The sequence below is a fragment of the Brasilonema angustatum genome (assembly GCF_059505445.1).
Genome location: NZ_JCACKO010000154.1, coordinates 19,142 through 46,028 on the forward strand (window position 1 = coordinate 19,142; position 26,887 = coordinate 46,028).

Sequence of the window (26,887 nt, forward strand, 5' to 3'; positions counted from 1 at the left end):
CCAATCTATAACGAACATCCGTTATATTTAGTAGTAAAGAAAATTTATAATTCAATTTGTGTCTGGACTTGCAAGTTCGTTAAACCTGCAACTCGCTTGCTATCTTCTGGTGTGAGGCGAACCTTCACTTCAATAACTCGCTTATCTAAATTTTCTCCAGGCTGGTTGCTGAAAACTTTTTGTTGATTAACTTGCAAGCCAACTAACGAAACAACTCCCCGCAGTTCTGTGTTGAAAGCTTGACCTGTTACAATTGCCTTCTGTCCGGTTTTCACTTTACCAATATCGGATTGATAAACTTCTGCGACAGCAACCATTTGGTTCGTTTGTGCTAAATCCAGAATGCCAGAGTCACTCATCTTTTCTCCAACTCGCGTATGAATTTTGAGTATCTGTCCTGCTGTCGGTGCTTTGATGTAAGCTTGTTTCAAGTCAGTTTGGGCGCGTTTGACAGCTGAAAAAGCATTATCAACTTCCGCTTGCGCCGCTTGCACATCCACAGGACGAACTTCAACAATCTTATTGAGGGTGGCGTCAGCTTCCCTAATTTGTTTGACACCAGTCGCGTTAATTCTTTGCAGCGCGACTTTCGCTTCACGAACTTGTTTGCTACCAGTAGCGTTGATTCTGTTGAGAATAGCTTTCGCTTCGTTGAGTTGTTGTTGTGAGGTTTCTAAACTTAAGCGCTTACTATCAAATAAGGAACTAGAAATTGCTCCTTGTTTGTATAACTGCTGATAACGCTGATATTCAGCTTGAGCATTGCTGAGTTCCGCCTGAATTTTCCGAATTGTTGCTTCTTGCGCTGTCCTGTCGCCTTCCCATTGCGCTTGTAGTCGGGCGATTGTTTCTTCTTGAGAAAGTCTATCACCTTGTAACTGCGCTTGCAAGCGTTCAATGGTTGCTTTTTGAGCAACGATTTCTCCAGATTTCGCGCCTGCTTTAACCTGGGTGAGTTTCGCTTGAGCTACGTTAACTTGCTCTTGCGCTTGTTTGAGGGAGTCTTGTAATTTATCTCGTGAATCGAGAATTGCTATCACTTGTCCGGCTTTGACTTGTTCGCCTTCTTTGATGAGTAGTTGAGTTATGCGATCGCCATCCAACGCCAGAGGTGCAGACAGTTTAATCACCTCGGCTTCTGGCTCTAGTCGTCCCAATGCTGTTACTTTTTTGACTGGAGGAGCAGTTTCCACTGGTGCAGGTTTTTGACTGACTATCCCATACTGAGAAATGCCAGAAAAAATAATTCCACCTGTGATTACAGTTCCAGCAACGACTAACCCGATTAACCATCGATTTGTAGGTTTAGAGAATACTTTGAAAGTCGTCATATTCTTCCTCCACAATTAACCGTTATAACTTTTATTCGACAGTGGTTTTTCTAAATATGCTGTTAACATCTTGCTTAATAAAGAAAATTGTTCAGTAATAGAAACCATTTCATTATCCATAAGTCGCTCCACGATTAAGCCATCAATTAAACTGAAGATAAACCAAGCTACGACAGGGTCTTGAATGCCCAAAATATCATGAGCTGCCTGTTGATATCGCTGTGTCGCATGTCTAAACGTACCACGACCCTGGATATCCTTTGAGTCTTGATGCTGACAAAAATCAACCTGTAAATAAATCCATTTAATGTAATAATCTTCGTTTTTAGCCAAATATTTTCCTAAAACTTCCAGCCGTTCTTGCAAAGTTTGTTTTCCTTCCAATTCAGCCTTCGCCATCAGTTCATCTTGCTCACAAATCTCTTCCATTAATTGCTCAAATAACGCCTGTTTACTGGGAAAGTAGTGATATAGCGTCCCAGTAGAAACATTTAAGCCTTCAGCAATTTGACGCATGGTAATTGCTGAGTAACCTTTCTGGGCGAACAAATCAAAGCATTTACTGAGGAGTTCCTTGCGATATAGGTCATGGTCAACAATCTTTGGCATTTTTTATATCGAACGTTTGTTATTTATTGAATATACTCTCATTGCTTCTGGCTTGTCAAGCTTTAGACTTGAAAAAGAAGGCAGCCCCAATCAAGGAAGACGAGGCAAGGAATCCCCGTTTCTTCTAAAACGGGGAGGAATTGTCTCCTTGCCCCGTCTTAGTCATTAGTCACTTGTCATTAGTCGTTAGTATAATTAATGACAAATTTTCGTGCTCAACTACTAATGACTAATCACTTCGATTTCCCTCCGGCTATGAAATCATCACTTCGTAGTGATGATTTCATAGCCGGAGGATTAGTTAAAAATTTTTCACCACCAAACATGAAAATGTCTTTCCCCTACACCCCTACACCCTTACACCCCTTTTTCAACTATTACCAAATTTATGACTTTGGTAATAGTTGAAGCATGACTTTTGTCTCATTTGGGTGGCATTTCTAACTTCTAAGATAAGAACATTGAGTACGGACGAGTCCCAACCTCACATAATCTAAATTGAGCGATCCATCAAACTAGTCCATCAAAGTCAGTTATTATCATGAATAATTCAAAACTTCGCATTTCTAAAGACATTGCGGCGGATGTTTTTGCGCTTGCTGCTCAGTCACACACGCAACAAACTCAGGATTATTCTTTGGAAGAAATGATACAGGCTGGGGGGGAAGTAGAAATTCCCCCAGAGTTCATTGTACGAGCTGTACAGCAAATTAAAGCAAACCAAATCCAAGCTCGCGAACGACAACAAAAATTAAAGTTAATTCTCATTAGTGGTAGTGTTGGAGCTGCACTAATGCTTTTAGGTGTATTAGTTTACAACATGATCGCTGGTCAGTTTACGCACGCTAGGCGTTCGCCAGAACATCGTTTCCACGCTGCTCGTTTTTGGAGGGGTGAAGACCAAAATCAACTTCCACCAGACCACTTCCGACATATGAGGCATCACAGGCAACACACAATAAATGTAGCAGGAGAAGTACAACAGTATCTTTTTAACCCTGAAGGGAAGGCAGATGGGCTGTTACTCAACAATGGGTTACAGGTAAAATTTCCTCCCTTTATGGGAGATAGTTTGATGGCGACGGTTTCCCCAGGAACTCAAATCACCATTTTAGGGACTTCCGGCTTTCCCAGCCGCTTTGGTCAGGAAATCAGAGCAAGAAGCATCACCAATGCTCAAACAGGGCAGACTTTGATGTCACAGACTTCTCCAATACTCCCTCAACCGCCCAATTATGGCAACTACAGTAATGTCTCTGTGGAAGGAACTGCTCAACACTGGTTGGTGGGACACCGAGGAAATGTTAATGGCGTTGTCCTTTCTAATGGGGCTGTTGTCAGGTTTCCACCCCATGCGAGCCAGCAGCTACAGAGCATAGCGAATGTAGGAGACAAAGTCAAAGCGGAGGGATTCGGCACTCGTAATGATTCTGGGCAGACTGTAGAAGCGACAACACTAACAATAAATGGGCAATCTGTGCCTTTGGAACCACAAGTTTTTGTTGGTCAGTAGTAAGATAAAAGTCTCCAAAAATTAACCACAGTTTCATTGGGGTTTGGGACTCATTTTTGGAGATGTCTTTTGGCTAATGAAACAATCGTACAAGGAGATAGATTACGAAGCACAATAGAAATGAGTTGTCCTCTATAAATGGTGCCATCTGACCTATGCAGCAGTCCAACAAGAGCGATCATCAAGATTTTCTACGACAGCTTGCTACCCTAGCTGCGATCGTTGGCGCTTTTGTAGTTAACGTTTTGTCGAACATCTTTCCGTTAAATGGACTCAGCATTGGTGAAATTTCTAACACTCTGTTCAAGAACGTATTAATTATTCCCGCTAATTACGCCTTTGCTATTTGGGGATTGATTTATCTTGGTCTATTTGCTCTCGGAATCTATCAAGTTCTACCAAACCAGCGACATGATATAGATTTACGTAAAACAGGTTACTTGCTAGTAGTTGCTTGCTTTGCTCAAATTATCTGGGTTTATCTGTTCCTTTCCCGGCTTTTTTCACTTTCCGTTGTAGCTATGCTGGGAATTTTACTGCCTCTGATTGTTATATATATAAGATTAGGAATTGGGACAAATTCTGTATCTCGTATAAAAAAATGGTGCGTCCACTTTCCTATCAGTATTTATTTAGCGTGGATTAGTGTCGCAACGATAGTTAATGTCGCTTTTGCCCTGTTTTTTGTGGGCTGGAACGGTTGGGGGATTTCTGCTGAAGTCTGGACAGTTATTATGTTGCTAGTTGCAGCAGCACTTGCTATATTCATAGCTGTTCAGCGCCGAGACGTAGCTTACACAGGAGTCATGGTTTGGGCAATGATAGCGATCGCTCTCAAACAGTGGAACAACCCTACTTTGAGAATACTGGCTTTGGTATGTGCGGCTGTTCTTGTGTTACTCATTTTTGTCAAAAGCTCGCGTACTCAGCTTTTGAACGGTTGAATAGCGTCATCCCGATGAGCAAATTGCTAGTCTAGAAGTCCGGTATTTTCGCTTTCAATATCTTTGACATTAAACAGGACAACAGAACTATCCAAACTATTTCTGTTTCAATTCTTACATTTTTCTTTTTGTTATAAACTAATTTTTCGCTCACCCTTTCATTTTCTTGCTTATCCACGCTAAATCTTTGTCAATTACGAAACTCCTTTTTATACCCAGCTACTCAGCTTGATACTATTTATTATCATCAAGCCTCTTCACTATTCCTCTGCTTTAGTTCTTCTGTACTAAATTATCGACATTTTGTTCATGTGTGACAGCTGAGGGTGCGGAATGTGGCTTCCAAAGCGCCACGCTAACGCACCCAGAAGACACGAAAGATTGAAGTAAGTGTCAGCGCCAGCTAAAAAGCGATCGCCCCAACAAAGCAGTCGTAACATTGCCAGCTATTAGATATGATGATCAGCACGTAGTCCGATATTCACGTAGCTAGGGGAGCGTCAATTGGGTACTATTGGGGAGTTTAATTGTGCTTTTGCTAAAACACTTCTTGAAACGATAACAAACAGATAATGCTAGTCTCACGTCTGCATAGATTTTGTACTGGTCCGATAGACAAATTATCTGCTTCTGAACACTTGAGAACCTCTACATCAGTTATATTTTGGTTTGGTCTGAGCCTATCGTTTGCATTTTTTTATGGTATCTTAGGGCTTCTGAAAGCTGTCAAAAATGAATACGTTGTCCAGGATGATGCACGGGAGTATGTGTTTTGGATGCAGCGGTTTATAGATCCTGAACTACTGCCTCATGATTTGATTGCAGATTACTTTAAATCCATTACACCACCAGGATTTGCTACTGTTTACCAGTTGATGGCAAGTCTAGATATTAATCCACTTTTACTCAGTAAAATTTTACCAATCGTATTGAGCTTGATTGCCACCGCCTACTGTTTTGGCGTTTGCCTCCAGATTTTTCCAGTGCCTATGGCTGGATTTATCACTACATTCCTCCTAAATCAAAGTCTTTGGTTCCAGGATGATTTGGTTTCTGCCACACCTAGATCTTTTGTATATCCATTGTTTTTAGCATTTTTGTACTATATGCTACGTACATCTTGGCTAGCCGTGTGCGTAACACTCGTTCTGCAAGGGCTTATTTATCCTATATTTATATTTATTTCAGAAGGAATTTTGTTCCTACGGTTATGGAACTGGAAGTATTGGTCACCCCGGCTTAAGCAGAAGCACAGTAGCTTATTGTTGTGTGTAGTTGCTTTGGGGCTAGGCTTTCTCGCAATGCTGCCCTATGCCTTAGCTTCCTCTGAGTTTAGTCCACTTGTCACCGCTACACAAGCCAGAGCAATGCCGGAGTTCTGGTCGGGAGGACGACATCCTTTTTTTGACGACAACTTTTGGAGGTTTTGGTTAATTGGACAACATAGTGGTATAGTGCCGCCGTTATTACCTCCTTTGATTTGGGTTGGGTTGTTATTGCCAATAGTGCTGCAAAATGTGTCTTGCTTCCCATTGGTTAAGCAGGTCAAAAGCGAGGTTGCAGTTTTATCTCAAATCGTGTTGGTATCCTTATGTCTATTTTTTGCATCTCATGCTTTGCTACTAAAACTATTTTTTCCTACCCGATATACAAGTCATACTTTGCGAATTGTCATGGCGCTTGCTGCTGGAATAATGTTAACCCTAATACTGGATGCACTCTTTCGGGCTTGTGAGAAAATGACAGAATCGAGTCTGCGAAGAAAAAGATTCTGGATACTCATATTAATGGTAACATTAGGAGCAACGCTCGTACTATACCCTAATTTTTCAAATGGCTTTCCAAGAACGAATTATAGAGTGTCTAACGAGTCTTCTTTGTATAAATTTTTTCAGAAGCAACCGAAAAACATTCTTATTGCTACCCTGTCTGATGAAGCAAATAATATCCCGACGTTTGCCCAACGATCTATTTTAGTCGGTAAAGAATACGCACTTCCTTTCCATCTAGGCTACTACCGTCAGATTCACCAACGAAGCATTGATTTGATTCATGCTCAGTACAGTCAGAACAAATTCGCAGCACGACAGTTGATTCAGAAGTATGGGATAACTTTCTGGCTGTTGGATCGCGTAGCGTTTACACCTGATTATTTGAGGGGCAAAAGCTGGCTTAGAAGTTTTCAGCCAGCTTTTACGGAGGCTTTAACCAGCTTGGAACAGGGAACAGTTCCGGCACTTGTAATGCTAACAAAACGCTGTTCTGTGTTCGAGACTAAGAGTATGGTTGTGTTGGAAGCAGACTGTATTACTCATGCACTACAGCAATAACTACCAATTCTTGTGATTGTCATACTCAATCACTGATTTGGCTGAAACACGCCCACAATGGTCACTCTAACAGCTTTGCGCTTTGTTAGAAATTCTTGACCCCCAGCGGTTTTGTCGAGGAGTACCAGTCCGCAGCCCAAAACTTCTGGATACTGTGATGGTGCGGCGACTGAAACGGGATTTACGCTCAATTGGAGAAGATTTTTCACAGCGTCAAGTTATCCCTATAGTTATTGATGGGCTGTCTGAGGATGTGCCAGAGTTAAAGATGTCGCAATTGTTACAATAGTATAGGCGAACGTCCGTTCAGGGAGACACGAAGTGCCTCGGGCGTTCTTCGCGCTTCGCGATCGCTCTCAATCTGTTCCCTGTTCCCGTTCGGACGTTCGGCGAAGCTCAGTCGAGCCGCTGACGCTCTAGGCGTTGCCTGTTAAGCGTTCCCTAGCTCAACTAGTAAATTCATAAACAAAACCGAATTCCTGATAAAATACCACTGATGAACCTAGAAGCCGGACAAATTATTCGGGTACGCTCCCGACAGTATCTTGTAGAAGATGTCGTTCCTGGACAGTCTGTTGAGGAAGACACCTTAGTTCGTCTTTCGTGTCTGAATGACGATGCATTGGGAGAGTGCTTAGAAGTTCTCTGGGAACGAGAAATTGATGCTCAGTATATAGGTACAACCAATTGGGATTTAGTCGCCAGCCGGGGTTTTGATGATGCACGGCTGTTTTCTGCGTATCTGCACACACTCCGTTGGAACTGCGTTACTTCCACAGATCCAAAATTGTTTCAAGCACCTTACAGGGCTGGTATTGAAGTCAAAGCTTATCAGCTTGAGCCATTGCGTAAAGCATTGCTGATGCCGAGAGTTGCTTTGTTTATAGCAGATGATGTTGGTTTAGGCAAAACCATCGAAGCTGGGCTTATCCTCCGCGAGATGTTAATGCGTCAAAAAGTCAGGCGCGTTGTCATTTCCTGTCCGCCGTCGGTGGTGCGACAGTGGCGAGATGAGATGGAAAGCCGCTTTGGACTGACTTTTATCATTTTTGATCGGGAGTTTGTCGCCGCCCGTCGCCAAGAACGTGGTTATGGTATTAACCCTTGGACGACTCACAACCGCTTCATTATTTCCCATGCCTTGCTGCGGGATGAAACTTATGCAGCACCTTTGCGGGACTGGTTGGGTGATTTTTCTGCAAGATCTATGCTGATACTTGATGAAGCTCATAATGCAGCCCCAGCAAGTAGTTCCAAGTATGCCATTGATTCGCAACTGACGCGGACTGTGCGTGAGTTAGCACCTCGGTTTGAGCATAAGCTGTTTCTGTCTGCCACTCCCCACAATGGTCACTCTAACAGCTTTGCCGCTTTGCTAGAAATTCTTGACCCCCAGCGGTTTTGTCGAGGAGTCCCAGTCCGCAGTCCAAAACTACTGGATACTGTGATGGTGCGGCGATTGAAACGGGATTTACGCTCAATTGGAGAAGATTTTCCACAACGTCAAGTTATCCCCATAGTTATTGATGGGCTATCTGAGGATGCGCCAGAGTTAAAGTTGTCGCGATTGTTACAAGAATATAGGGAGTCGCGCGAAGAACGCCTCAAAGATGCATCTAAGTTAACGCAAACATCAGCGATGCTTGTGCTCACCTCTTTGCAAAAACGTCTGCTTTCTTCTATTGAAGCATTTGCTCGAACTTTGAAGGTGCATCGCGCTGCAATTGAAAAGCAAGCCTCCTCGATTCGTACGAGTGGTAAGTTGTCACAAAGTTTACCGCTGCTTTTTGAATCTCCTGGCGCTGACGACGAGCGTGCTGAACTTGTCGAAGATGAAGTGCAGGCAGAAGAAGATGCTCAAATGGCGGCTGCAACAGGACAAGCGACTACTGCACTCACAACCCGTGAGCTTGAACTGTTGGAGGAAATGACCGAAGTAGCAAATGCATCTCGTCATCAGCCAGACCCCCGTATTCAAGAACTCCAAAAGTGGATTCGTGCAAATCTCTGTCCTGATTTGGGTAAGCCTGGGGCGACTTGGACAGATAGAAGACTCATTATATTTACTGAATATACAGACACAAAAGGCTACCTGAAACAGCAATTGCAAACGTTGATTGTGGGGTGCGGTGGCGAAGATGAACGCATCGATATATTTCACGGTGGAATGGGGGAAGAACGACGAGAAGCCATCAAATTAGCCTTTAACACCAACCCATCGCGCCATCCCCTGCGTATCCTCATCGCCACCGATGCAGCGCGGGAGGGAGTCAATCTGCAAAATAACTGTGCTGACTTGTTCCATTTTGACGTACCCTGGAACCCCAGCCGCATGGAACAACGTAACGGGCGAATTGACAGAAAACTACAGCGATCGCCTATTGTCCGCTGTTACTATTTTGTCCTACCACAGCGAGCAGAAGACCGAGTCCTAGATGTTCTGATGAAAAAGACGGCGACAATACAAAGAGAACTTGGTAGTCTTTCGCCAGTCGTAGAGAAGAATTTATCACGGTTGCTAGAGGGAGGAATTCGTCACGAACAAGCAAATGGTTTGACAGCTTCTATTGAAAAAGCAGATCAACTGGATACCCGTTTTGAAGCGAATGCAAAAGTCATTTCTCAGGAGATGGAGGAAATCCGGTTGCATAGAGAGCAACTGGTTAATCAGATAGGGCAACTTCAGGAAATGCTGAAGACTTCACGAGATTGGTTGGGATTTGATGATCGTCATTTTCGGGATGCTATCTCAGCTTCCTTAGAAATTTGCGGGGCGAATTCTCTAAGACCTATCAATGCGGAGCGAGCTGTTCATGATCCTACTACTGCTCGTTGGGTATTGCCAGCTCAACGTTTAGAAGCAGATCCCACCTGGGCTACCACCCTTGATACTCTCAGAATACCAAGAAAACAGGGACAAAAACCTTGGGAGTGGCGGCGTGATGCGGCTATCCGTCCCGTTATTTTCCGTGACTCCGGTTCGCTGGATGGTGATGCAGTTCATTTGCACTTGGAACACAGGGTTGTGCAGCGTTTGTTGGGACGCTTTTTGTCTCAGGGCTTTTTGCACGATGAATTGACTCGTGCTTGCGTGTGTCTAAGTGATGACCCCATACCTAAGGTACTGATATTGGGACGGCTATCCTTATATGGAGAACGGGCGGTGAGACTGCATGATGAAATTATTGCTGTGGCGGCGGAGTGGTCTGATCCAGTGACAAGGGGGCGTAAAAAGTTACAGCCACTACTCGAAGGACAGAAGGACGATGTTTTGGATTTGTTAGAAAATTCTTTGGCTTCTGTGCGTTTGCGAGAGGTTCCAGAAGCGGTGAAACAGAGGCTTTGTCAAACGGTAGTGCAAGATGTGACGGAATTAACATCGCATCTCAATAAACGTGCGGAGGTTTTGGCAGAACGAGCAAAGAAAAAGCTGACAGCAAGGGGAGAAAAAGAAGCTGTGGAGATGAAGAGAATTTTAGAGGAACAGCGCGATCGCATTCTCAAGCGCCAGCAAGAAACTCAAGTTTTGCAGCTAAAATTGTTTTCGGATGAAGAACAACGCCAGATTGAAGCAGATCGTCGTCATTGGAATAAGCGGCTGAGTATGCTAACGGAAGAGTTGGTTCATGAACCTGCGCGAATTGAAGCAACTTATGAAGTCAAGGCGGTGCGGGTTGAACCAGTGGGTATTGTTTATTTGTATCCGGTGAGTGGTTAGTTGTTATAGCAGGGAACAGGGAACAGGGAACAGGGAACAGGGAACAGGCTTGAAAGTTTATTGGTGTGCGTGTTTCTTTCATTAGTTCATGTCCTAATCTACCTGGCAACTGCTATGATTCACGTTCAATACAGTAATTGATTCAGATTGCAATCGGTGACATTTCTAAAACCCGTTTTAACCACTCTTCGGCTTGTTGGGTGATTTTCGTTTTTTCTTTGGAATCAGACCAAATTTTTTCCCAATTAAACAGCCAACGTGTCAAAACACGCCCTAAATCAACCAACTCTGCGGCTTGATCAATATCTACCTGTACCATATCTGGAACAGTCCACTCAATAAAATACCTACTTTCTTTGGCAAGATTTAGTATCGATTCCTGATGCGATTCCTCAGCACATAAGTTTTTAATCTGAGATAAATTATCCACCAACTTATGCAAGCGATTAGGAATATCATTTTTTACAAAGCTTTGTTTCTTTAAGCTAAAGTCTGTCATAATTTTCCTAGAAACTCGATTATTAAACTAACCGCCAAGACGCAAAGAACGCCAAGAATTAAAGAGGAAGTATTAAGTGCAAGTTTACTCCAGAACTGGTAAGTAGCTCAAACTAATTAAACGTGAAATGTCATTACGAGTGTAACGCAGTGAAGCGAAGTAATCGCAGGAATCGTATCTTATGTTTTTTTCTGTTGACCTACTTATTAGTCATCAAAGATACTTGATTTGAGAGATGAAATTAAAGGAGACACAGGAGAGACAATGGCAATCGACCCAGAAATCACAAGACATAGAGAGTGGTTGGGTTTTCTCCAACCAGTAGGGTTGGTTGTGTCTCCTCCGGCGTTGGTGAAGGCGCAGGCGGTGGTGAATCGCAATGTGGTGGATTTGCAACAATCGCTGCTGGCTGTGGTTGATGAGGATGGTAGGATTGCAAATTTTCTTTCTTTCGTGGTAGAAGTATTAAGTTGGGATAACTCTAACTTAATTGAAGCATCCACAGAATATGAGGTAGCGTTACCTGATTACGGGGAAGTTCTCGCGCCTACTTATATTGTGCCTGACGCAGACAGCGACTCACCGGTGATGTTGGTGCAAATCATTTCCCCGGATGCTGAGTTGGATGCAGTTGCACCTTTGATTGCTAAGTCTGGTACAAGTTGGCACGCTAGTCCTCAAGCGAAGTTTGAGCGGTTGTTGCGGGAGACGCAAATTCCCATCGGTTTGTTGTGCAATGGTGTGGCGTTACGTTTGGTTTATGCGCCACGGGGTGAGTCTTCCGGACATTTGACGTTTCCAGTGCAGGCGATGTGTGAGGTTTCTGGACGCCTGATTTTGGGGGCGATGGAAATGTTGCTGTCGGGATTTCGGGTGTTTAATGCGCCGACAAATCGTTGTTTGAAAAATTTGTTAGAAGACAGTCGGAAATACCAAGCGGAAGTTTCGACGACTTTGGCGAATCAAGTGCTGGATGCTTTGTGGGAACTGTTGCGCGGGTTTCAGATGGCGGATGTGGCGGTGGGTGGTAATCTGTTGGGTGAAATTGCGACGACAGAACCTCAACATATATATGGTGGGTTAATTACTACGTTGATGCGGCTGGTGTTTTTGCTCTACGCTGAAGACGAAGGACTCATGCCGCCAGACGACATTTATCAGCGTAACTATTCTGTGTCTGGTTTGTATGAACGGCTACGGGAAGATGCCGGAAATTATCCGGAAATGCCCTCAAGGAATTAAAAGCAGCACAGACATTAGAAGATGTGGTAGCGGCGTTAGGTCGAAAAGTGTCGCGACAAACACCGCATATTTTACCAGTGGGTTCGCTGTACTTGCAGCCAGGAGAAGAACGCAGGCGTTCTGGTTCTCACTACACACCCCGTTCCCTCACCAAGCCAATTGTGGAAACAACACTGCGTCCGGTATTGGAAGCTTTGGGAGAACGTCCCACTGCTGAGCAAATTTTATCGTTGAAAGTTTGTGACTTGGCGATGGGTTCCGGTGCGTTTTTGGTAGAGACTTGTCGTCAGTTGGCAGAGAAATTGGTGGAAGCTTGGGAACGTGAGAGAAACGATACCCGCCTGGAAATTAGCGATGATGTCCAAACGCGCCTGGAAATGAGTGATCATGTCCACATCCGCCTGGGAATAAATTCCCAGTCTCATAGCCAAAGTCCGTTAAAACGGACTGAACAAACCTCAAATTCCAATCAGTCCTGTTTAGAGGACTTGGATTATGAGCCAGGAAATTCATTTCCTGGTGGACGTGAGGGTGAAGCGACAATCAGTGATCATGTCCACACCCGCTTGGGAATAAATTCCCAGTCTCATAGCCAAAGTCCGTTGAAACGGACTGAACGAATCTCAAATTCCAATCAGTCCTGTTTAGAGGACTTGGATTATGAGCCAGGAAATTCATTTCCTGGTGGACGTGATGAAAATGCCACAATTATCAATCATAGCCCAGACGAACCCCTCCTTCTCGCTCGTCGTCTCGTCGCCCAACGCTGTTTGTATGGAGTGGATAAAAATCCCTTTGCGGTGAATTTGGCGAAGTTATCTTTGTGGTTAGTGACGCTGGCGAAGGATTTGCCGTTTACATTTTTGGATCATGCGCTCAAGTGTGGAGATTCGCTGGTAGGGTTGAGGAAAGAGGAGATTGGTTCCTTTGGGAAAGATGCGGCTTATGATTTGCCGTTGTTAGCACTGTTGAAACAACAACTTGAACGTGCGCGTTCTTATCGGACGGAAATTCAGGCGTTGGATACCCGCAGTGATGCTGATGATGACCAAAAGCGGAATTATCTATATAAAGTAGAACAAGAATTGCACGAGGCGCGGTTAATAGGAGATGTGAGAATTGCGGCGTTCTTTGAGGGAAGTAATAAGAAGCAGCCAGAGGAGAGAGAAAAAGAGATTGCAGAATTGGTGAGAAATTGGCGGTATCACCAAGCGGATGCTGAGAGTTTGCAGGAAATTGCGAGTAAGTTGCGGAGTGGGGAACGCGGGATTATTCCGTTTAACTGGGATATTGAGTTTCCAGAGGTGTTTGATAGGGATGATAGAAATAATAATCCGGGGTTTGATGCGATTGTGGGAAATCCACCGTTTGCGGGAAAGAATACCACAATTAACGCCCATGCACCTGGTTATCAAGATTGGTTAAAAGAAGTTTACCCAGAGTCTCACGGTAATTCTGATTTAGTGGCGTTTTTCTTCCGTCGTGCTTTTGAGATTTTGCGTCAGGGTGGAACGCTTGGGTTAATTGCTACGAATACTATTGCACAGGGTGATACTCGTAGCACTGGACTGCGTTGGATTTGTCAGCAAGGGGGAACAATTTACAATGCTCAAAAACGGTTGAAATGGCCCGGACTAGCAGCAGTTGTTGTCAGCGTGGTTAATATATGTCAGGGAAATTATAAACAGATAAAGCTGTTGAATGGGCGAGAGGTTCCCCGAATTTCTGCGTTTTTGTTCCATGCGGGGGGAAATGAAAATCCGGCGGTGTTGCTGGCGAATGCTGAGAAAAGCTTTCAAGGTAGCATTGTTTTGGGCATGGGTTTCACGTTTGATGATACTAATCCAGAGGCGACACCCATTGCAGAAATGCAGCGCTTGATTGAGAAAGATGCAAGAAACGCAGAGAGGATTTTTCCTTACATTGGTGGTGAAGAGGTAAATAGCAGTCCAACTCACGCGCATCGTCGTTATGTTATTAATTTTGGGGAGATGAGTGAGGATGAGGCGAGGTTGTATCCTGATTTGATGGAGATTGTTGAGGAGAAGGTAAAAGGAACCCGTGGTAAACATTCGACAGCACCTTGGTGGCAATTTGAACGACTTAGGGGAGAATTGTTTAGAGCGATCGCCCCACTTGAACGAGTGTTAGTCCGATCACTTACCAGTAAACATTTTTGTTTTGCATTTCTTCCAGCAGGGTTTGTTTACGACCAAACTCTGATTGTTTTTGCTCTACCTTACTTTTCTTGCTTTGCTATTCTGAGTTGTAACTTACATGAAGTGTGGGCACGATTCTTTGGTGCTACATTGGAAGATCGACCTAGGTATAACATAGCTGACTGCTTTGAAACCTTCCCCTTCCCCGAAAACTGGGAAACCAACCCCACCCTAGAAGCCGCAGGCAAAGAATACTACGAATTCCGCGCCGCCTTAATGGTTCACAACAACCAAGGACTCACCGACACCTACAACCGCTTCCATGATCCAGAGGAACGCGACTCTGATATCCTGAAACTGCACGAACTTCACGCCGCAATGGATAAAGCCGTCCTCGATGCTTACGACTGGAGTGACATCTCCACCGACTGCACCTTCTTACTAGACTACGACGATGAGGAAGACCTTACCTCCAATCCTTATGAAGGAGAGGGGAGTAGTAGACAACGGAAAAAACCTTGGCGCTACCGTTGGACGGAACAAGTGCATGATGAAGTTTTAGCACGCCTGCTTGACCTTAACCAAAAACGGGCGGAAGCGGAAATTCTTGGCGGTAAGGCGGCGGAGGGGAAAGCGAAGGCGAAGGGTGCGAAAAAGAAAACAACTAAAACCAAATCTCAAAAGCTTGTTAAAGATTCGCCAATAATACCGGGGTTTAATGTGGAGTAATATGAATTTAAATTGCCTAAATACAAGGAGAGACAATGACAATTAAAGAACAAATTACACAAGAACTAGAAAAATTACCTGAACCCTTGTTACAGGAAATTTTAGATTTCGTTCAGTTTCTCCAGGCAAAAAACCAGCAACGCAGCATAAGAGAAATCACTATTATGAGTGAATCATCACTACAAAAAGATTGGTTAAGACCAGAGGAAGAAGCTGCATGGCAGGATTTGTAAAAGGTGATGTCGTTATCGTTCCCTTTCCATTTTCAGACTTAACTCAAACAAAACGCAGACCTGCTTTAGTTATTGCTACACTTGCGGGAGACGACTTAATTCTTTGCCAAATTACTAGCCAATCTGTTGGCGACACATACGCTATTGAAATCGATAATAGCGATTTTAGCTCTGGTGGTTTAAATCAACCAAGTAATATCAGACCAAATCGACTTTTTACTGCTGATAGGCAAATTATATTATACAAAGCTGGTCAAATAAAACCGGAAAAATTAATTGAAGTGATTACTAAAATTGTTGAAATTTTACATGACAGTAGTTAGTTGCAGAATCTTGTTTCTACAATATTTATCTCGACGCCAAAGAACCGCCAGAAAAATCACAAACACCTCGCTTAACTCACAGCAAAATCAGTAAATTGCCCTAATATAGTATATACAGTTGATTGCTTGCTGTATCTTGATTGAAGGAGTAAACAGCGATAGATAATAATATGACTATGCCAGCCACTACTCCAGCCGAAGTGCGATCGCACCTCACAGATGCCCTACAACTTGACTTAGTAGGACCAACACCTAATGATACCACCCACGCCCGCGAAATCCTGACGCAGCCACCTTCTAAATGGTATCTCACTGGCTTTCTGGTACCTTTTGGTGCACCGCCTGAAGTGCGTTCTGATGACACAAGCAATGATGAGATTGTCCAAATTAGCAACACCGATGTAGCCGATGATGCTGTTGCCCCGGAAACTGCTTCCGCAAGAAAAGTACTTTTTCCTTCTTCGATTGGCTTAAGCTTTCTCATATCATCAGATACTCAAGAGTTAGATGTGACGGTGAATTGGGGCGACTACGTTTCTAAAGCAGGCGAAACTGAATTAGAGACTACAGAAACTGAGGACGAATCGGAACAAACAACGGAATTATGGGAACGCATCCCCCAAGCTGTGGATGTACACATCATCTTACCCAAAGATAAGCAGAAAAAACAGCTAGATGTTCCTGGTGGTAGTGGGTTGCAGTTGTTTGTTTCCTGTCGGGCAGTACGTTCTCAAAATCTTCCCAAGGGAACCCGTTCGGTTTCCGTCTTTCTAGTTAACTATCGCACTCATAACCCTAATAAAAAACGAGATCCCTATTTTGCTTTCCAAGCCAGTCTCAACATCCGTACCACCAACGGCTTTGTTCCTCGTCCTGACTTGCGCGGACAAAATAGTTCAGATTGGGACGAAGCTGTCGCTAGTTTACAATACCGCAATGACTGCGAGTTCGCCGTCGGTCATAACGTCTCGGCAATAGCGATTCACTCTGAGGGCAAATGTCAGGAAATCTCCACAACTTGGATACCACAAGCCGAAGTTCCCAGAGTTGAACCAGCAGACATCGCAGGGTTAGAACTTTCAATGGAAGCACTGGCGGATGCACCGGACGCGCAAACTGTACGCCGGATGGTGAATCCAATGGTGACGAGTTATACTCAATGGATTAGTGACCAACAAGCCGCAGCCCCAAGCGAACCGCAACAAGCCAAAGTCGCAACTGACTTGTTAAACCGTGCGATAAAAATATGTCATCGCATCGCCGCCGGACTCCAAGCACTTGATGATCCATTGGTTTTTGAGGCGTTTCAAATTGCTAACCGTGTTATTGCGATCGCCCGCAGACAACGCCTCACCCACGACAGCGACAACATCTCACCCGAAGACTTTCCACCCCCCAAATGGCGACCGTTTCAGTTAGCATTTTTACTCTTAAATCTCGTTAGCATCACCAACCCCGAAAATTCTGATCGGGAAATTGTCGATTTACTCTTCTTCCCCACAGGTGGCGGGAAAACCGAAGCATACCTGGGTTTAGCTGCATTTACCCTTGTCTTACGCCGTCTGCGAGACCCCAGCATTTACTCTGCAGGTGTCAGCGTCTTGATGCGCTACACTCTCCGTCTCCTCACCCTGGATCAACTCGAACGCGCTGCAACCCTCATCTGTGCTTTGGAACTTCAACGCCAGCATAACCCTAAACTTGGCAATCACCCCTTTGAAATTGGGCTGTGGGTAGGGCAAAGCGCTACTCCCAATAAAATGGGTAGTAAAAGCGACAAGGATGAAAATTCAGCCCACGCCCGCACTCATGCTTACCAACGCGATGACAAAGCCAAACCCAAGCCAGTCCCCCTCGAACGCTGTCCTTGGTGCGGTGCAGAGTTAACACCTAACTCGTTTCAATTGTTACCAAATCCAAATACGCCTACGGATTTGCAATTAATTTGTGTTGGCAGTAAGAAACGTGCGGACGGTAAACCTGCGTGCGTTTTTAGAAAAAACAGTTATCTGCCCTTAATTGCAGTCGATGAGCAGATATATCGCAGATTACCCTGTTTCATCATCGCCACAGTTGACAAATTTGCCAATTTACCCTGGGTAGGTCAAACGGGAGCGCTTTTTGGTAAGGTGACGCATTACGACGACCGAGAGGGATTTTATGGAACTGGTGATCCAAAAATTAAAGGTCGCCGTCTCGAAAAAACACTACCCCCACCTGACTTAGTTATTCAAGACGAATTGCACCTGATTTCCGGACCACTGGGAACGATGGTAGGGCTGTACGAAACAGCAATTGATACTTTGTGCAGTGTTACCAACAACGATAAAACCATCCGCCCGAAAATCGTTGCTTCCACTGCAACCGTCCGCCGCGCTGATCGCCAAATCCAAGCATTATTTGGACGCACCCAAGTTGATATTTTCCCCGCACCAGGTCCCGGTCGCCACGACTCATTTTTTGCCAAAACCATCTTCACTAATCAATCCCCTGGTCGCCTCTATGTCGGTGTCGCCGCCCAAGGACGTAGCTTAAAAGTTGTCTTATTGCGAACATACTTGGCGTTACTTGGGGCAGCACAAAAAGCTTGGGAAGAAGCAGGAGGAAAGAAAAACCCCAGTAATCCTGCCGACCCTTACATGACACTTTTGGGTTATTTCAATTCCTTGCGTGAGTTAGGTGGTAGCCGTCGCTTGGTTGAAGATGAAGTCAATTCGCGCCTGACGCAGTATGGAGACAGACGCAGATATCAAGCAACCACAAGTTTGTTTGCTAACCGTAAAATCGATGACGAACCCGAAGAATTAACCTCTCGTGTCAGCACGAACAAAGTCGCCAATACCAAGCGTCGTTTGGCTTTACCCTGCAATGAAAAAGAAAGCGTTGATGTGGCATTAGCAACAAATATGATTTCCGTAGGTTTGGACATCACGCGCTTGGGTTTAATGGTTGTGTTGGGACAACCGAAAACCGCTGCTGAATACATCCAAGCCACCAGCCGCGTTGGACGCGATGCGAGTAAACCAGGATTGGTGGTAACACTGCTGAATGTCCATCGTCCACGAGATAGGTCGCATTATGAACGCTTCCAGATATGGCATGATACCTTCTACCGTGCAGTAGAAGCAACCAGCGTCACTCCCTTTTCACCCCGTGCGATTGATAGAGGTTTAGCAGGGGTTACTGTTGCATTAGCGCGCCTGGGTATTTCAGATATGACAGCACCTTTGGGTGCAGCCCAAGTTAATCAATATCGCAGCGAATTGGAATTTGTCATAGATGCCATATCCAAGCGTGCGCAAATGCATAACCCCGATTTAAAAACTGATGCCGCCGACGCTTTGCGTCAAGAAATTCGCAAAGAAGTGATAAACTTGCTTGATACTTGGGAACAAATTGCCCTACGTGACCAACGTTTGCAATACCAACCCAACGAAATTGAAATGGCACCTCCTTTACTCCTTGATGCGCTTGATCCGGAAGTCGATAAGAAATCGACTGACCAACAAAAGTTTAAAGCACAGCGTAGCTTACGTGATGTTGAGCCAGTTGTGAAGCTTTTGGTACGGGATCCTGGAGGATTAGAAGTTGAGGAAAAAGAGGCATGAAAAAGTCAAAAAAGCGACATACACCACTAGCAGAAATTCGTCAAAGCCAACTTTTATCTACGTATGGTCCAGGGGCGATGGTCGATTTACCCGACCACTCTGTTGTGATTGGAGGGCTGAGTTATTGGAAGGGCGATCAACAATATATCCGAGAAGACCGCCTCAAAAATAAAATTTGTGAAATGCTTAAAGTACAGGAGATAAAACTCTTTAGCCCACCGCGAGAAACTTCTGACCTTAACACTCCTCCCAATGGTGTCAGTGCATTTATTTTCCCAACTTGGTTTGTTGCCCAAGTAGACCACACAATTCAGTTCAATGGAAAAAATTATCGCACCCGTCCGCTTGTCTATTGGCGTGCCGTCCAAGAAGGATTGAAATTTGAAGGGAAACGTACCTCAGCAGTACCAGTACGCTTTGTCCAAGCTTGCGTTAACGGACACTTAAGCGACATTGACTGGTACGCCTATGTACACAATGATTCTAATACCACTTGCCGAGGACAACAACTCTGGCTTGATGAAGGCGGTTCAGGTAACGACTTTGAAGAAATCTTCGTGCGCTGTGAAGCTTGCAAAGCCCGCCGCCCCTTATCCCAAGCAAAAGTTCCAAATTCCAAAGTTTTGGGAAAGTGTCAAGGTTATCGCCCTTGGCTGGGATCAAATGGAAAAGAAGAATGTTGGGCTTGTGCAATAGATCAGTCGGGTAACATTGTCACAACTGAAAAACCCGAATACAACCGCCTGTTAATACGTTCTGCCAGCAACGCCTATTTTACCCAAACCCTCAGTGTGATTTCAATTCCTGAAGCGGATGCGCAATTGAAAAAAGTCGTTGATCGCTATTACGAAGAAGACTTGCAATACGCAGAAGACGTAGACCAAATAAAAAAAGAACTGAGAAAATCTAAATTTGCAGACTTAGCTAAATTTGGTTCCCAAACTGTCTGGGCAGAAATTCAACGCCGTCAAAACGGACAAGAAAGTCAAACAAAAAGTATCAAACAAGTAGAAATTGAAGCATTACTTTCCTGTTCCGAAGAGGTGGGGAAAGAATCCTCAAACCAAGATTTTTATGCATCTGTACGTCAGCTCGATAAAAATAACTTCAATCCTGCACTTTTGCCATATATTGATCGCGTGGTGCTAGTCCATCGCCTGCGCGAAGTCATAGCCCTAATTGGTTTTACCCGCTTTGAAGCTGCAATGCCAAATATTGAGGGTGAAATCGACGAATTAGCGATTAATGTCCGTCGCGCCGCCCTTGATTTTGAAACGAACTGGATACCTGCAATTGAGAATAAAGGCGAAGGTGTTTTTATCTCGTTTCATAAGCAAGTTATAGACGAATGGTTCAAGCGCGATACGGTGAAAAAGCGAGCCGAAGATTTAAACCGTGGTTTTCTCAAATGGCTTGATAGCAAGGGAATTCCTCGGGATAAAGCCGCTTTTCCTGGTGTAAAATACATCATGCTGCACTCCCTATCTCACTTGTTGATTACAGCAGTATCCCTCGAATGCGGCTATGCTGCCAGTGCCATCCGTGAACGCATTTATGCAAGCGATTCTGGGTATGGAATTTTACTTTATACAGGTTCTTCGGGTTCAGAAGGTACTTTGGGCGGCTTAGTAGAAGTTGGTACACGCATTGATTACCATCTCGGAAAAGCGCTAGCCTTAGGAAGACTTTGCTCAAACGACCCAGTTTGCGCTCAACACGAACCAGATAACCCCCGCGAAGAACGCTTTCTGCACGGTTCTGCGTGCCACGGGTGTTTGTTAATTGCTGAAACATCCTGCGAACGCCGCAACGAATTTCTTGATCGTGCGCTCGTCGTAAACACGGTTGAAGAATTAGACGCTGCATTCTTTCCAGATGATATTTTTGCCGATGACCTTGTGACTAGTTAATTAGCTACCCCCAAAACCAGCGTTTTATCTAGCTACTTGCCGTACCAAAAAAAATGACAAAAAAATTGACAAATTTCTATCATTCACTTGAATCAATCGATAAAATAATATACTCTAATAGCATAAAATACTAAATACATAAAAATTCTTAACTCGCAACATCAAATCCTTGAGGAGAGGCAGAAAGCCTAAGGAGTGAAAAGCAAACTATGCCAAACTTTTAGGGTTACTTTGCCGCTTGTTGTACCGAACTCTAAATTTTACCGATACTTATGGTAGCGCCCACTCTTACATAAAACCCCCAGAAAAAGTTAGGAGAAGGTTGCGAGTGTTTAAATCTACCTTTGACCAAAACGCGCGGGTGTAGGGGTGCAGATTTTGTTGAGGTGGAGGGGGAACTTAGAAAATGTACTTATTGTACACCCAGCAAACAGAGCCAAAAGAATACTCACCGCCCTTACCTCATATTTGATACAGTTGTCAACAATAACGTGGCGGGTTTGGTGCCACCATTAATTTCACCCTTACACTCCTAATTGTTAACAGTAGTAATTTTAAAGGTGCATTATACCAATTTGAAAAAAGAATGCGACAGATACACACTCCCAAACCCTTGTGATGTCTGGTTTTCTTCATTTCTTCATTTTGAATTTTGAATTGGTATTACCCTACCTCCCCAGTTGGGGAAGTCAATATCGCAACTAACACCTATGTTCTCAATAAATTTTTGCAGCAAAAGTAGATTTTCTCTATGACTCAGCCTTCTTCTCAAAAGCAAGCCGAGCAACAGTTGAATCAGTCAAAAGGGCTTCAAGAGTCTGTTGATCCTCAGCACAGGCCACAGGAATGGAGTTTGAAAACCAAGACCATAGCTTGGGCTATACTTGTTAGTATGCTCCCTGTGCTGACAGTAGGGACAACTACTTACTACTTTGGTAGCCAGTTGACAGCCAAACAGATTTCCCAAGCAAGACAAGCAGATACGACAAGTTTGGCAGAAGCTGAACTTGGACTACACAGACTGCTGTCACTGCTGTTAATTGAAACGGGGGTGACGGCAGTATTGGCAGGTGCGATCGCTGCTATTTTAGGGATTCGCGCCATTCGCCCAGTCCTGAACGCCGCCTCAGTTTCTACCACTATGGTGAATAGGTTACGTCGAGAAACCGCAGATTCTGGCATCTCCACCGTCAGCAAAGATGAACTGGCTGTCTTAGAGACAAACATTAACTTTGTCAAAGAACAGCTTCCGGATTTACTCTGGAAACAAGAAGCCGAAGCCGAACGCTCTCAGGTGTTTCACAACATTAGCCGCCGTATTCGCAAATCGCTTACTCAAGAAGACGTCCTCAGAACCACTGTTGAAGAAGTTCGCAAAGCCCTAAGAATTGACCGCGTGGTCATCTTTCGTTTTGATTCTAACTTGGATGGAACTTTTGTAGAAGAATCTGCGGCACCTGAGTTGCCAAAAATCCTATGGACTACCATCTCGGATCCTTGTTTCGAAACAAAGTATGTCGAACAATATCGAAATGGTCGTGTTCGTGCTATTGATGATATCTATCAAGCTAATCTCACTGATTGTCATATTGGGTTGCTAGAGCGATTTGCTGTCAAATCCAATCTGATCGCACCCATTCTCAAAAACGACCTGCTATTCGGCTTATTGATTGCACATCAATGCTTTGAGTGCCGTATTTGGCAGCAGGCTGAAATTGATTTGTTTGCTCAAATAGCAGCACAAGTGGGATTTGCTCTTGACTACGTTAAGCTGCTAGAACGGATAGATACAAAAGCTGATCAAGCTCAGGCATTTATAAATATTACCCGCCGCATTAGAGAATCGCTCAACGAAGAGGATGTCCTAAAAGCTACCGTTGAAGAAGTTCGTAAAACACTCAGTGCTGAGCGAGTGCTGGTTTATGGCTTTGACAGCAACTGGTATGGAACTGTGATTGCAGAATCAGTGCTTCCAGGTTTTCCGAAAGCGTTGCGAGCCAAAATCAAAGACCCCTGCTTTGCTGAGGGCTATGTGGAAAAGTACCAAGCTGGTCGAGTTCAAGCCACCAATAACATTTATGAAGCTGGTTTGACTACTTGTCACATTAGCCAACTCGAACCCTTTGCTGTCAGGGCAAATTTGGTTGCGTCCATTCTTAAAGATAATCAACTATTTGGCTTATTAATTGCACATCAGTGCTCAGGACCTCGTGATTGGCAGCAGTATGAAATTGATTTATTTGCTCAGATAGCTACGCAGGTGGGATTTGCTCTCGACCATGCTAGACTTGTTCAACGAATCGATGCAGAAGGAGTGCGAACTCAATTGCTTGCGGACATGACCCGTTCCATTCGGGAATCGCTCAACGAAGAGGATGTCCTCAAAACCACCGTTGAAAAAACCCGCAAAGCAATGAGCGCTGAGCGAGTGCTGGTTTATGGCTTTGACAGCAACTGGTATGGAACTGTGGTTGCAGAATCAGTGCTTCCAGGTTTTCCCAAGGCGTTGCGAGCTAAAATCAAAGATCCCTGCTTTGCTGAGGGGTATGTGGAAAAGTACCGATCTGGTAGAGTTCAAGCTACCAATAACATTTATGAAGCAGGTTTGACTACTTGTCACATTAGCCAACTTGAACCCTTTGCTGTCAAGGCAAATTTGGTTGCGCCCATTCTCAAAGATGACCAGCTATTTGGCTTATTGATTGCGCATCAGTGCTCAGGACCTCGTGATTGGCAGCAGTATGAAATTGATTTATTCACCCAGGTAGCTACGCAGGTGGGATTTGCTCTCGACCATGCCAGACTCCTATACAAGGTAGAGCAGGCGTACCAATCTGCTGAAGCGACCTCTTACGAGCAGCGCGAACAAAAAGAAGTACTCCAGCGTCAGGTATTTGAATTGCTCAGAGGTAGTGAAACCGCTGTCCAAACCCTTTCAACAGATGCTCTTAGCCAGGTGGAGTCCCTTACAGGTGCCTACAATCAAATTCAAACGTTAGTTGATTCGGCTATGGAAATGCTGATTTGTGCCCAACAAGCAGAACTCCAAGAGCAGCAGCTCACTCAGGCGGTACAGGATGGACATGAGTCGATAGACCCGATTTTAGAAAACTTGTGTGATGTCCAAGTAAGGGTTATGGAAGCTGCCGAGAAGGTCGAGCGTCTAGACCAACCTTTTCAAAAGTTCTCCCAGCTCGTGAGCCTCATTAGTAATATCGCATTTCAAATAAAGCTCCAAGCTATGAATACAGTACTTGAAGCAAGTCGCGCCCCAGAAGCTGGTCAACAATTTGCTTGGCTCGCTGACCAAGCACTTTCTCAAGTGCATCAATTAGAGGCGAGTATTGCAGAAGTACAATTACTCGTTACAGAAATTCAGACACAAACTAATGAAGTTATTGCTGTTATGGAATACGGCGCACAACAGGCGATGAGCGGGATGAGATTGGCGCACGAAACTCAGGAGAAGTTCAATCAGATTGTTATTATCAGTGAGCAAATGAAAAAACTGGTCGAGGAACTTGCCCAGACTGCTCCTGTCCAAGCAAAAACTTCAACCTCAGCAAGCCAATCTATTCTAGAAGTTGCCAGTATTGCCAGCAAGACTTCAGAACAAGTCATAGCAGTGGCTCAGTCTTTAGACAAGCTGTCAACACTCGCACAAAATCTACAGGAGGATGCTGATTGACCGAGACAATTTTAGATTTTAGATTTTGGATTAAAATCTAAAATCTAAAAAAGGGTTTCAAGCCCCCGACTTGAGTCGTGGAGAAAAATAAATTCAAGGGACTATACTCAAGCCCCTGTCTTACAGATATAGGGTCAATCTAAAATTTCAAATCCAAAATCCAAAATTCAGTGACTCATCCCCCGGCGATGAAACTATCACTGCGTAGTTCCTAAAATGAACGTGGCCATCGAGTCGTAGAGGTTGAGTTTGATACCAAGTTGCGTTCTGTTGTAGTAATTTGTGGTTATACCATTTCACGAAATTCCTGATACAAATGATTGGTTTCTAATTCTTTCTCCCTGCTAAGAGCCCCCTGCTCCCTGCTCACAGGTGTAGGTTTTTTACTTTTGGGTGTTGGCAAGACTTGGAGGACAAGGAAGGAAAGTAGACAAGGAAGTTTTTTTTACGCCCAGATGATGAAAATTCAATATATGTACATAGAGTTCATGTTTCTTCCTTGTTCTCTTTCCCCCGTGTCTACCCGGTTTCACCCCATTCCAGATATAAGTGTAAAAAACCTACCCTTGAAAGGGAGGATTCTCCCTGAGGGTGCTACCTGGCGGTCTCCCTCACCCTTGTTCTGGTGAGTAAGGCGTGGCAAGAGCCATAGGGCTGGTACTTTATTTTTACGGTCTCCCCTAACAACAATTATTTAATGAGAAAAGTAAAAATCTGATAAAAGTCTGAAAACAATGTATGCAAACCTTGACAGATTTAAACATACCGCCGAAATTATTCGGTGATGGTTGAGTAATGGTGCATTGATGGTGTATGAAAACTACGCTACAAGTGGCACTAAAAATTAACTAGGGAAATCTGGAATTTGTAGAACTTATTTTTTTTTGTTTGAAATGCTGAATCTTAAATGAACCAACAGGGAATTTGCAATGCTTTAATTAAAATATCTAGATAAATTGCTTCTTTGTAGTTAAAACCCTGTGTTACTTCGTAGTATTGATGCCTACACTCTGTCTGAGTACCTCAAAGATCTCTTCAAGACAATCTTGTAGAACGATGGCACTCTCCAAAAAAACGTATTTAGTGTTTGCCTCATATTGGCACAGTCAGTACAGAATGCTGTGCTAGAGTGACAACACTGGCACTAGCATAAAGGATAGGATATGGTCGTAGAAAGGTGTTTGGGGGTTTATTATAAACCCATTTATCATCTTCACAAACGACGATAAAGCCTTTTCGACTTGACGAAATGGAGTTTTGCCTCGGGCGTTGTACAAAAAGCTATGGCTAAGTCAATGAGTGGCAAAAACGTGCTGTTTGCGTCATATTTATGCAAGTTCCTCTGCTCCAATAGCTATATTGACCGGACAAAAATTCACAAATTCTGATTATGGCAAGTAAATTAGTCTCTGTTAGAGAATACACTGTTAAGGCACATAAACGGCTAATTCATACGCGAATTTTCAACTTCCTCTGTAAGGAATGCGGTGTTCCGGCGAAGCGCGAGACTTTCGGGTCGCGACCCTTATATTGTGAACAATGTCGTCCTCCTCAACCACCCAAAAAATCGTTAATGAAGCCTCAAAAGGCTAAACCTAGACCAATGACCTATAAATCTAAAACTGATTTGGATTGAGTTGACGCCATATGACTACTAAGGGAAAACTAGAGCCACCACCCCAAACCTTGTTGGAGCCACTTTTGGAATTACGGGACTACTATACTGCTCTTACTGAAGAGTATGAACGCTTATGGCGAACTGCCCGATCGCAACTTGTACATGTAGAAGCCCTGTTATCCAACTGGTCTGGTGTTGATGAACGCGACGATCTAACGGCTGTCGTTGAGATGTTGTCTTTTGCACCCACTCCTCCCCAACAAGATTCCTTCTCATCACAACAGTTAAATAACATTTCTGATGTTGAACAACAACAAGCGATCGACTCAGAACTCTCAGACTCGCAGTCCTCATCCGACGTAGATTTGGATAATGTTGAACAACAAGCGATCGACTCAGAACTCTCAGACTCGCAGTCCTCATCCGACGTAGA

16 protein-coding genes and 1 pseudogene are annotated in these 26,887 nt (G+C 44.2%); 14 read left to right on the forward strand and 3 right to left on the reverse strand.

The annotated features are described in order from the left end of the window. Positions 1-44: 44 nt before the first annotated feature. Complete coding sequence (locus AC5JM2_RS33770) at positions 45-1,331, reverse strand: ABC exporter membrane fusion protein (RefSeq protein ID WP_495840244.1); 1,287 nt, start codon at positions 1,329-1,331, stop codon at positions 45-47. A gap of 15 nt (positions 1,332-1,346) precedes the next feature. Next, a complete protein-coding gene (locus AC5JM2_RS33775) occupies positions 1,347-1,940 on the reverse strand; it encodes a TetR/AcrR family transcriptional regulator (RefSeq protein ID WP_495840246.1) in 594 nt (197 codons plus the stop codon). A gap of 541 nt (positions 1,941-2,481) precedes the next feature. Here AC5JM2_RS33775 and AC5JM2_RS33780 point away from each other — a divergent pair. From AC5JM2_RS33780 to drmD, 5 genes are all read left to right on the forward strand, one after another. Further along, on the forward strand, positions 2,482-3,453 hold the full coding sequence (locus AC5JM2_RS33780; protein WP_495840248.1) for a hypothetical protein: 972 nt from the start codon (positions 2,482-2,484) through the stop codon (positions 3,451-3,453). A 155-nt stretch (positions 3,454-3,608) separates the two neighbouring features. Further along, a complete protein-coding gene (locus AC5JM2_RS33785) occupies positions 3,609-4,397 on the forward strand; it encodes a TspO-related membrane protein (protein WP_495840249.1) in 789 nt (262 codons plus the stop codon). 572 nt (positions 4,398-4,969) lie between these two features. After that, positions 4,970-6,727, forward strand: coding sequence for a hypothetical protein (locus AC5JM2_RS33790; protein WP_495840251.1), 1,758 nt, complete (start codon positions 4,970-4,972; stop codon positions 6,725-6,727). Positions 6,728-6,809: 82 nt separating this feature from the next. Next, a complete protein-coding gene (locus AC5JM2_RS33795; RefSeq protein ID WP_495840253.1) occupies positions 6,810-7,016 on the forward strand; it encodes a hypothetical protein in 207 nt (68 codons plus the stop codon). A 207-nt stretch (positions 7,017-7,223) separates the two neighbouring features. Continuing rightward, complete coding sequence (drmD, locus tag AC5JM2_RS33800; RefSeq protein WP_495840255.1) at positions 7,224-10,445, forward strand: DISARM system SNF2-like helicase DrmD; 3,222 nt, start codon at positions 7,224-7,226, stop codon at positions 10,443-10,445. Between the two features lie 142 nt (positions 10,446-10,587). Here drmD and AC5JM2_RS33805 read toward each other — a convergent pair whose 3' ends face one another. Continuing rightward, entirely contained in the window at positions 10,588-10,944 is a 357-nt protein-coding gene (locus AC5JM2_RS33805; RefSeq protein ID WP_495840256.1) for a hypothetical protein, read from the reverse strand. Between the two features lie 264 nt (positions 10,945-11,208). On the opposite strand from AC5JM2_RS33805, the gene AC5JM2_RS33810 reads away from it, so the two are divergent. From AC5JM2_RS33810 to AC5JM2_RS33850, 9 genes and pseudogenes are all read left to right on the forward strand, one after another. After that, positions 11,209-12,186, forward strand: coding sequence for a type IIL restriction-modification enzyme MmeI (locus AC5JM2_RS33810; protein WP_495840258.1), 978 nt, complete (start codon positions 11,209-11,211; stop codon positions 12,184-12,186). A gap of 47 nt (positions 12,187-12,233) precedes the next feature. Then, on the forward strand, positions 12,234-15,074 hold the full coding sequence (locus tag AC5JM2_RS33815; RefSeq protein WP_495840260.1) for an Eco57I restriction-modification methylase domain-containing protein: 2,841 nt from the start codon (positions 12,234-12,236) through the stop codon (positions 15,072-15,074). 35 nt (positions 15,075-15,109) lie between these two features. Then, positions 15,110-15,307: a DUF2281 domain-containing protein gene (locus AC5JM2_RS33820; protein WP_495840262.1), complete on the forward strand. Its 198-nt coding sequence runs from the start codon at positions 15,110-15,112 to the stop codon at positions 15,305-15,307. Further along, positions 15,292-15,630, forward strand: a complete 339-nt coding sequence (locus tag AC5JM2_RS33825) for a type II toxin-antitoxin system PemK/MazF family toxin (protein ID WP_495840264.1) — start codon at positions 15,292-15,294, stop codon at positions 15,628-15,630. Before AC5JM2_RS33820 ends, AC5JM2_RS33825 begins: the two co-directional genes overlap by 16 nt. 176 nt (positions 15,631-15,806) lie before the next feature. After that, complete coding sequence (gene drmA, locus AC5JM2_RS33830) at positions 15,807-19,238, forward strand: DISARM system helicase DrmA (RefSeq protein WP_495840266.1); 3,432 nt, start codon at positions 15,807-15,809, stop codon at positions 19,236-19,238. After that, on the forward strand, positions 19,235-21,148 hold the full coding sequence (gene drmB / locus AC5JM2_RS33835) for a DrmB family protein (protein ID WP_495840268.1): 1,914 nt from the start codon (positions 19,235-19,237) through the stop codon (positions 21,146-21,148). Before drmA ends, drmB begins: the two co-directional genes overlap by 4 nt. Positions 21,149-21,899: 751 nt before the next feature. Then, complete coding sequence (locus tag AC5JM2_RS33840) at positions 21,900-24,836, forward strand: methyl-accepting chemotaxis protein (protein ID WP_495840270.1); 2,937 nt, start codon at positions 21,900-21,902, stop codon at positions 24,834-24,836. A 1,390-nt stretch (positions 24,837-26,226) separates the two neighbouring features. Continuing rightward, positions 26,227-26,472, forward strand: coding sequence for a hypothetical protein (locus AC5JM2_RS33845; RefSeq protein WP_495840272.1), 246 nt, complete (start codon positions 26,227-26,229; stop codon positions 26,470-26,472). 11 nt (positions 26,473-26,483) lie between these two features. Beyond that, a pseudogene (locus AC5JM2_RS33850) lies at positions 26,484-26,887 on the forward strand (hypothetical protein); the annotation flags it as partial.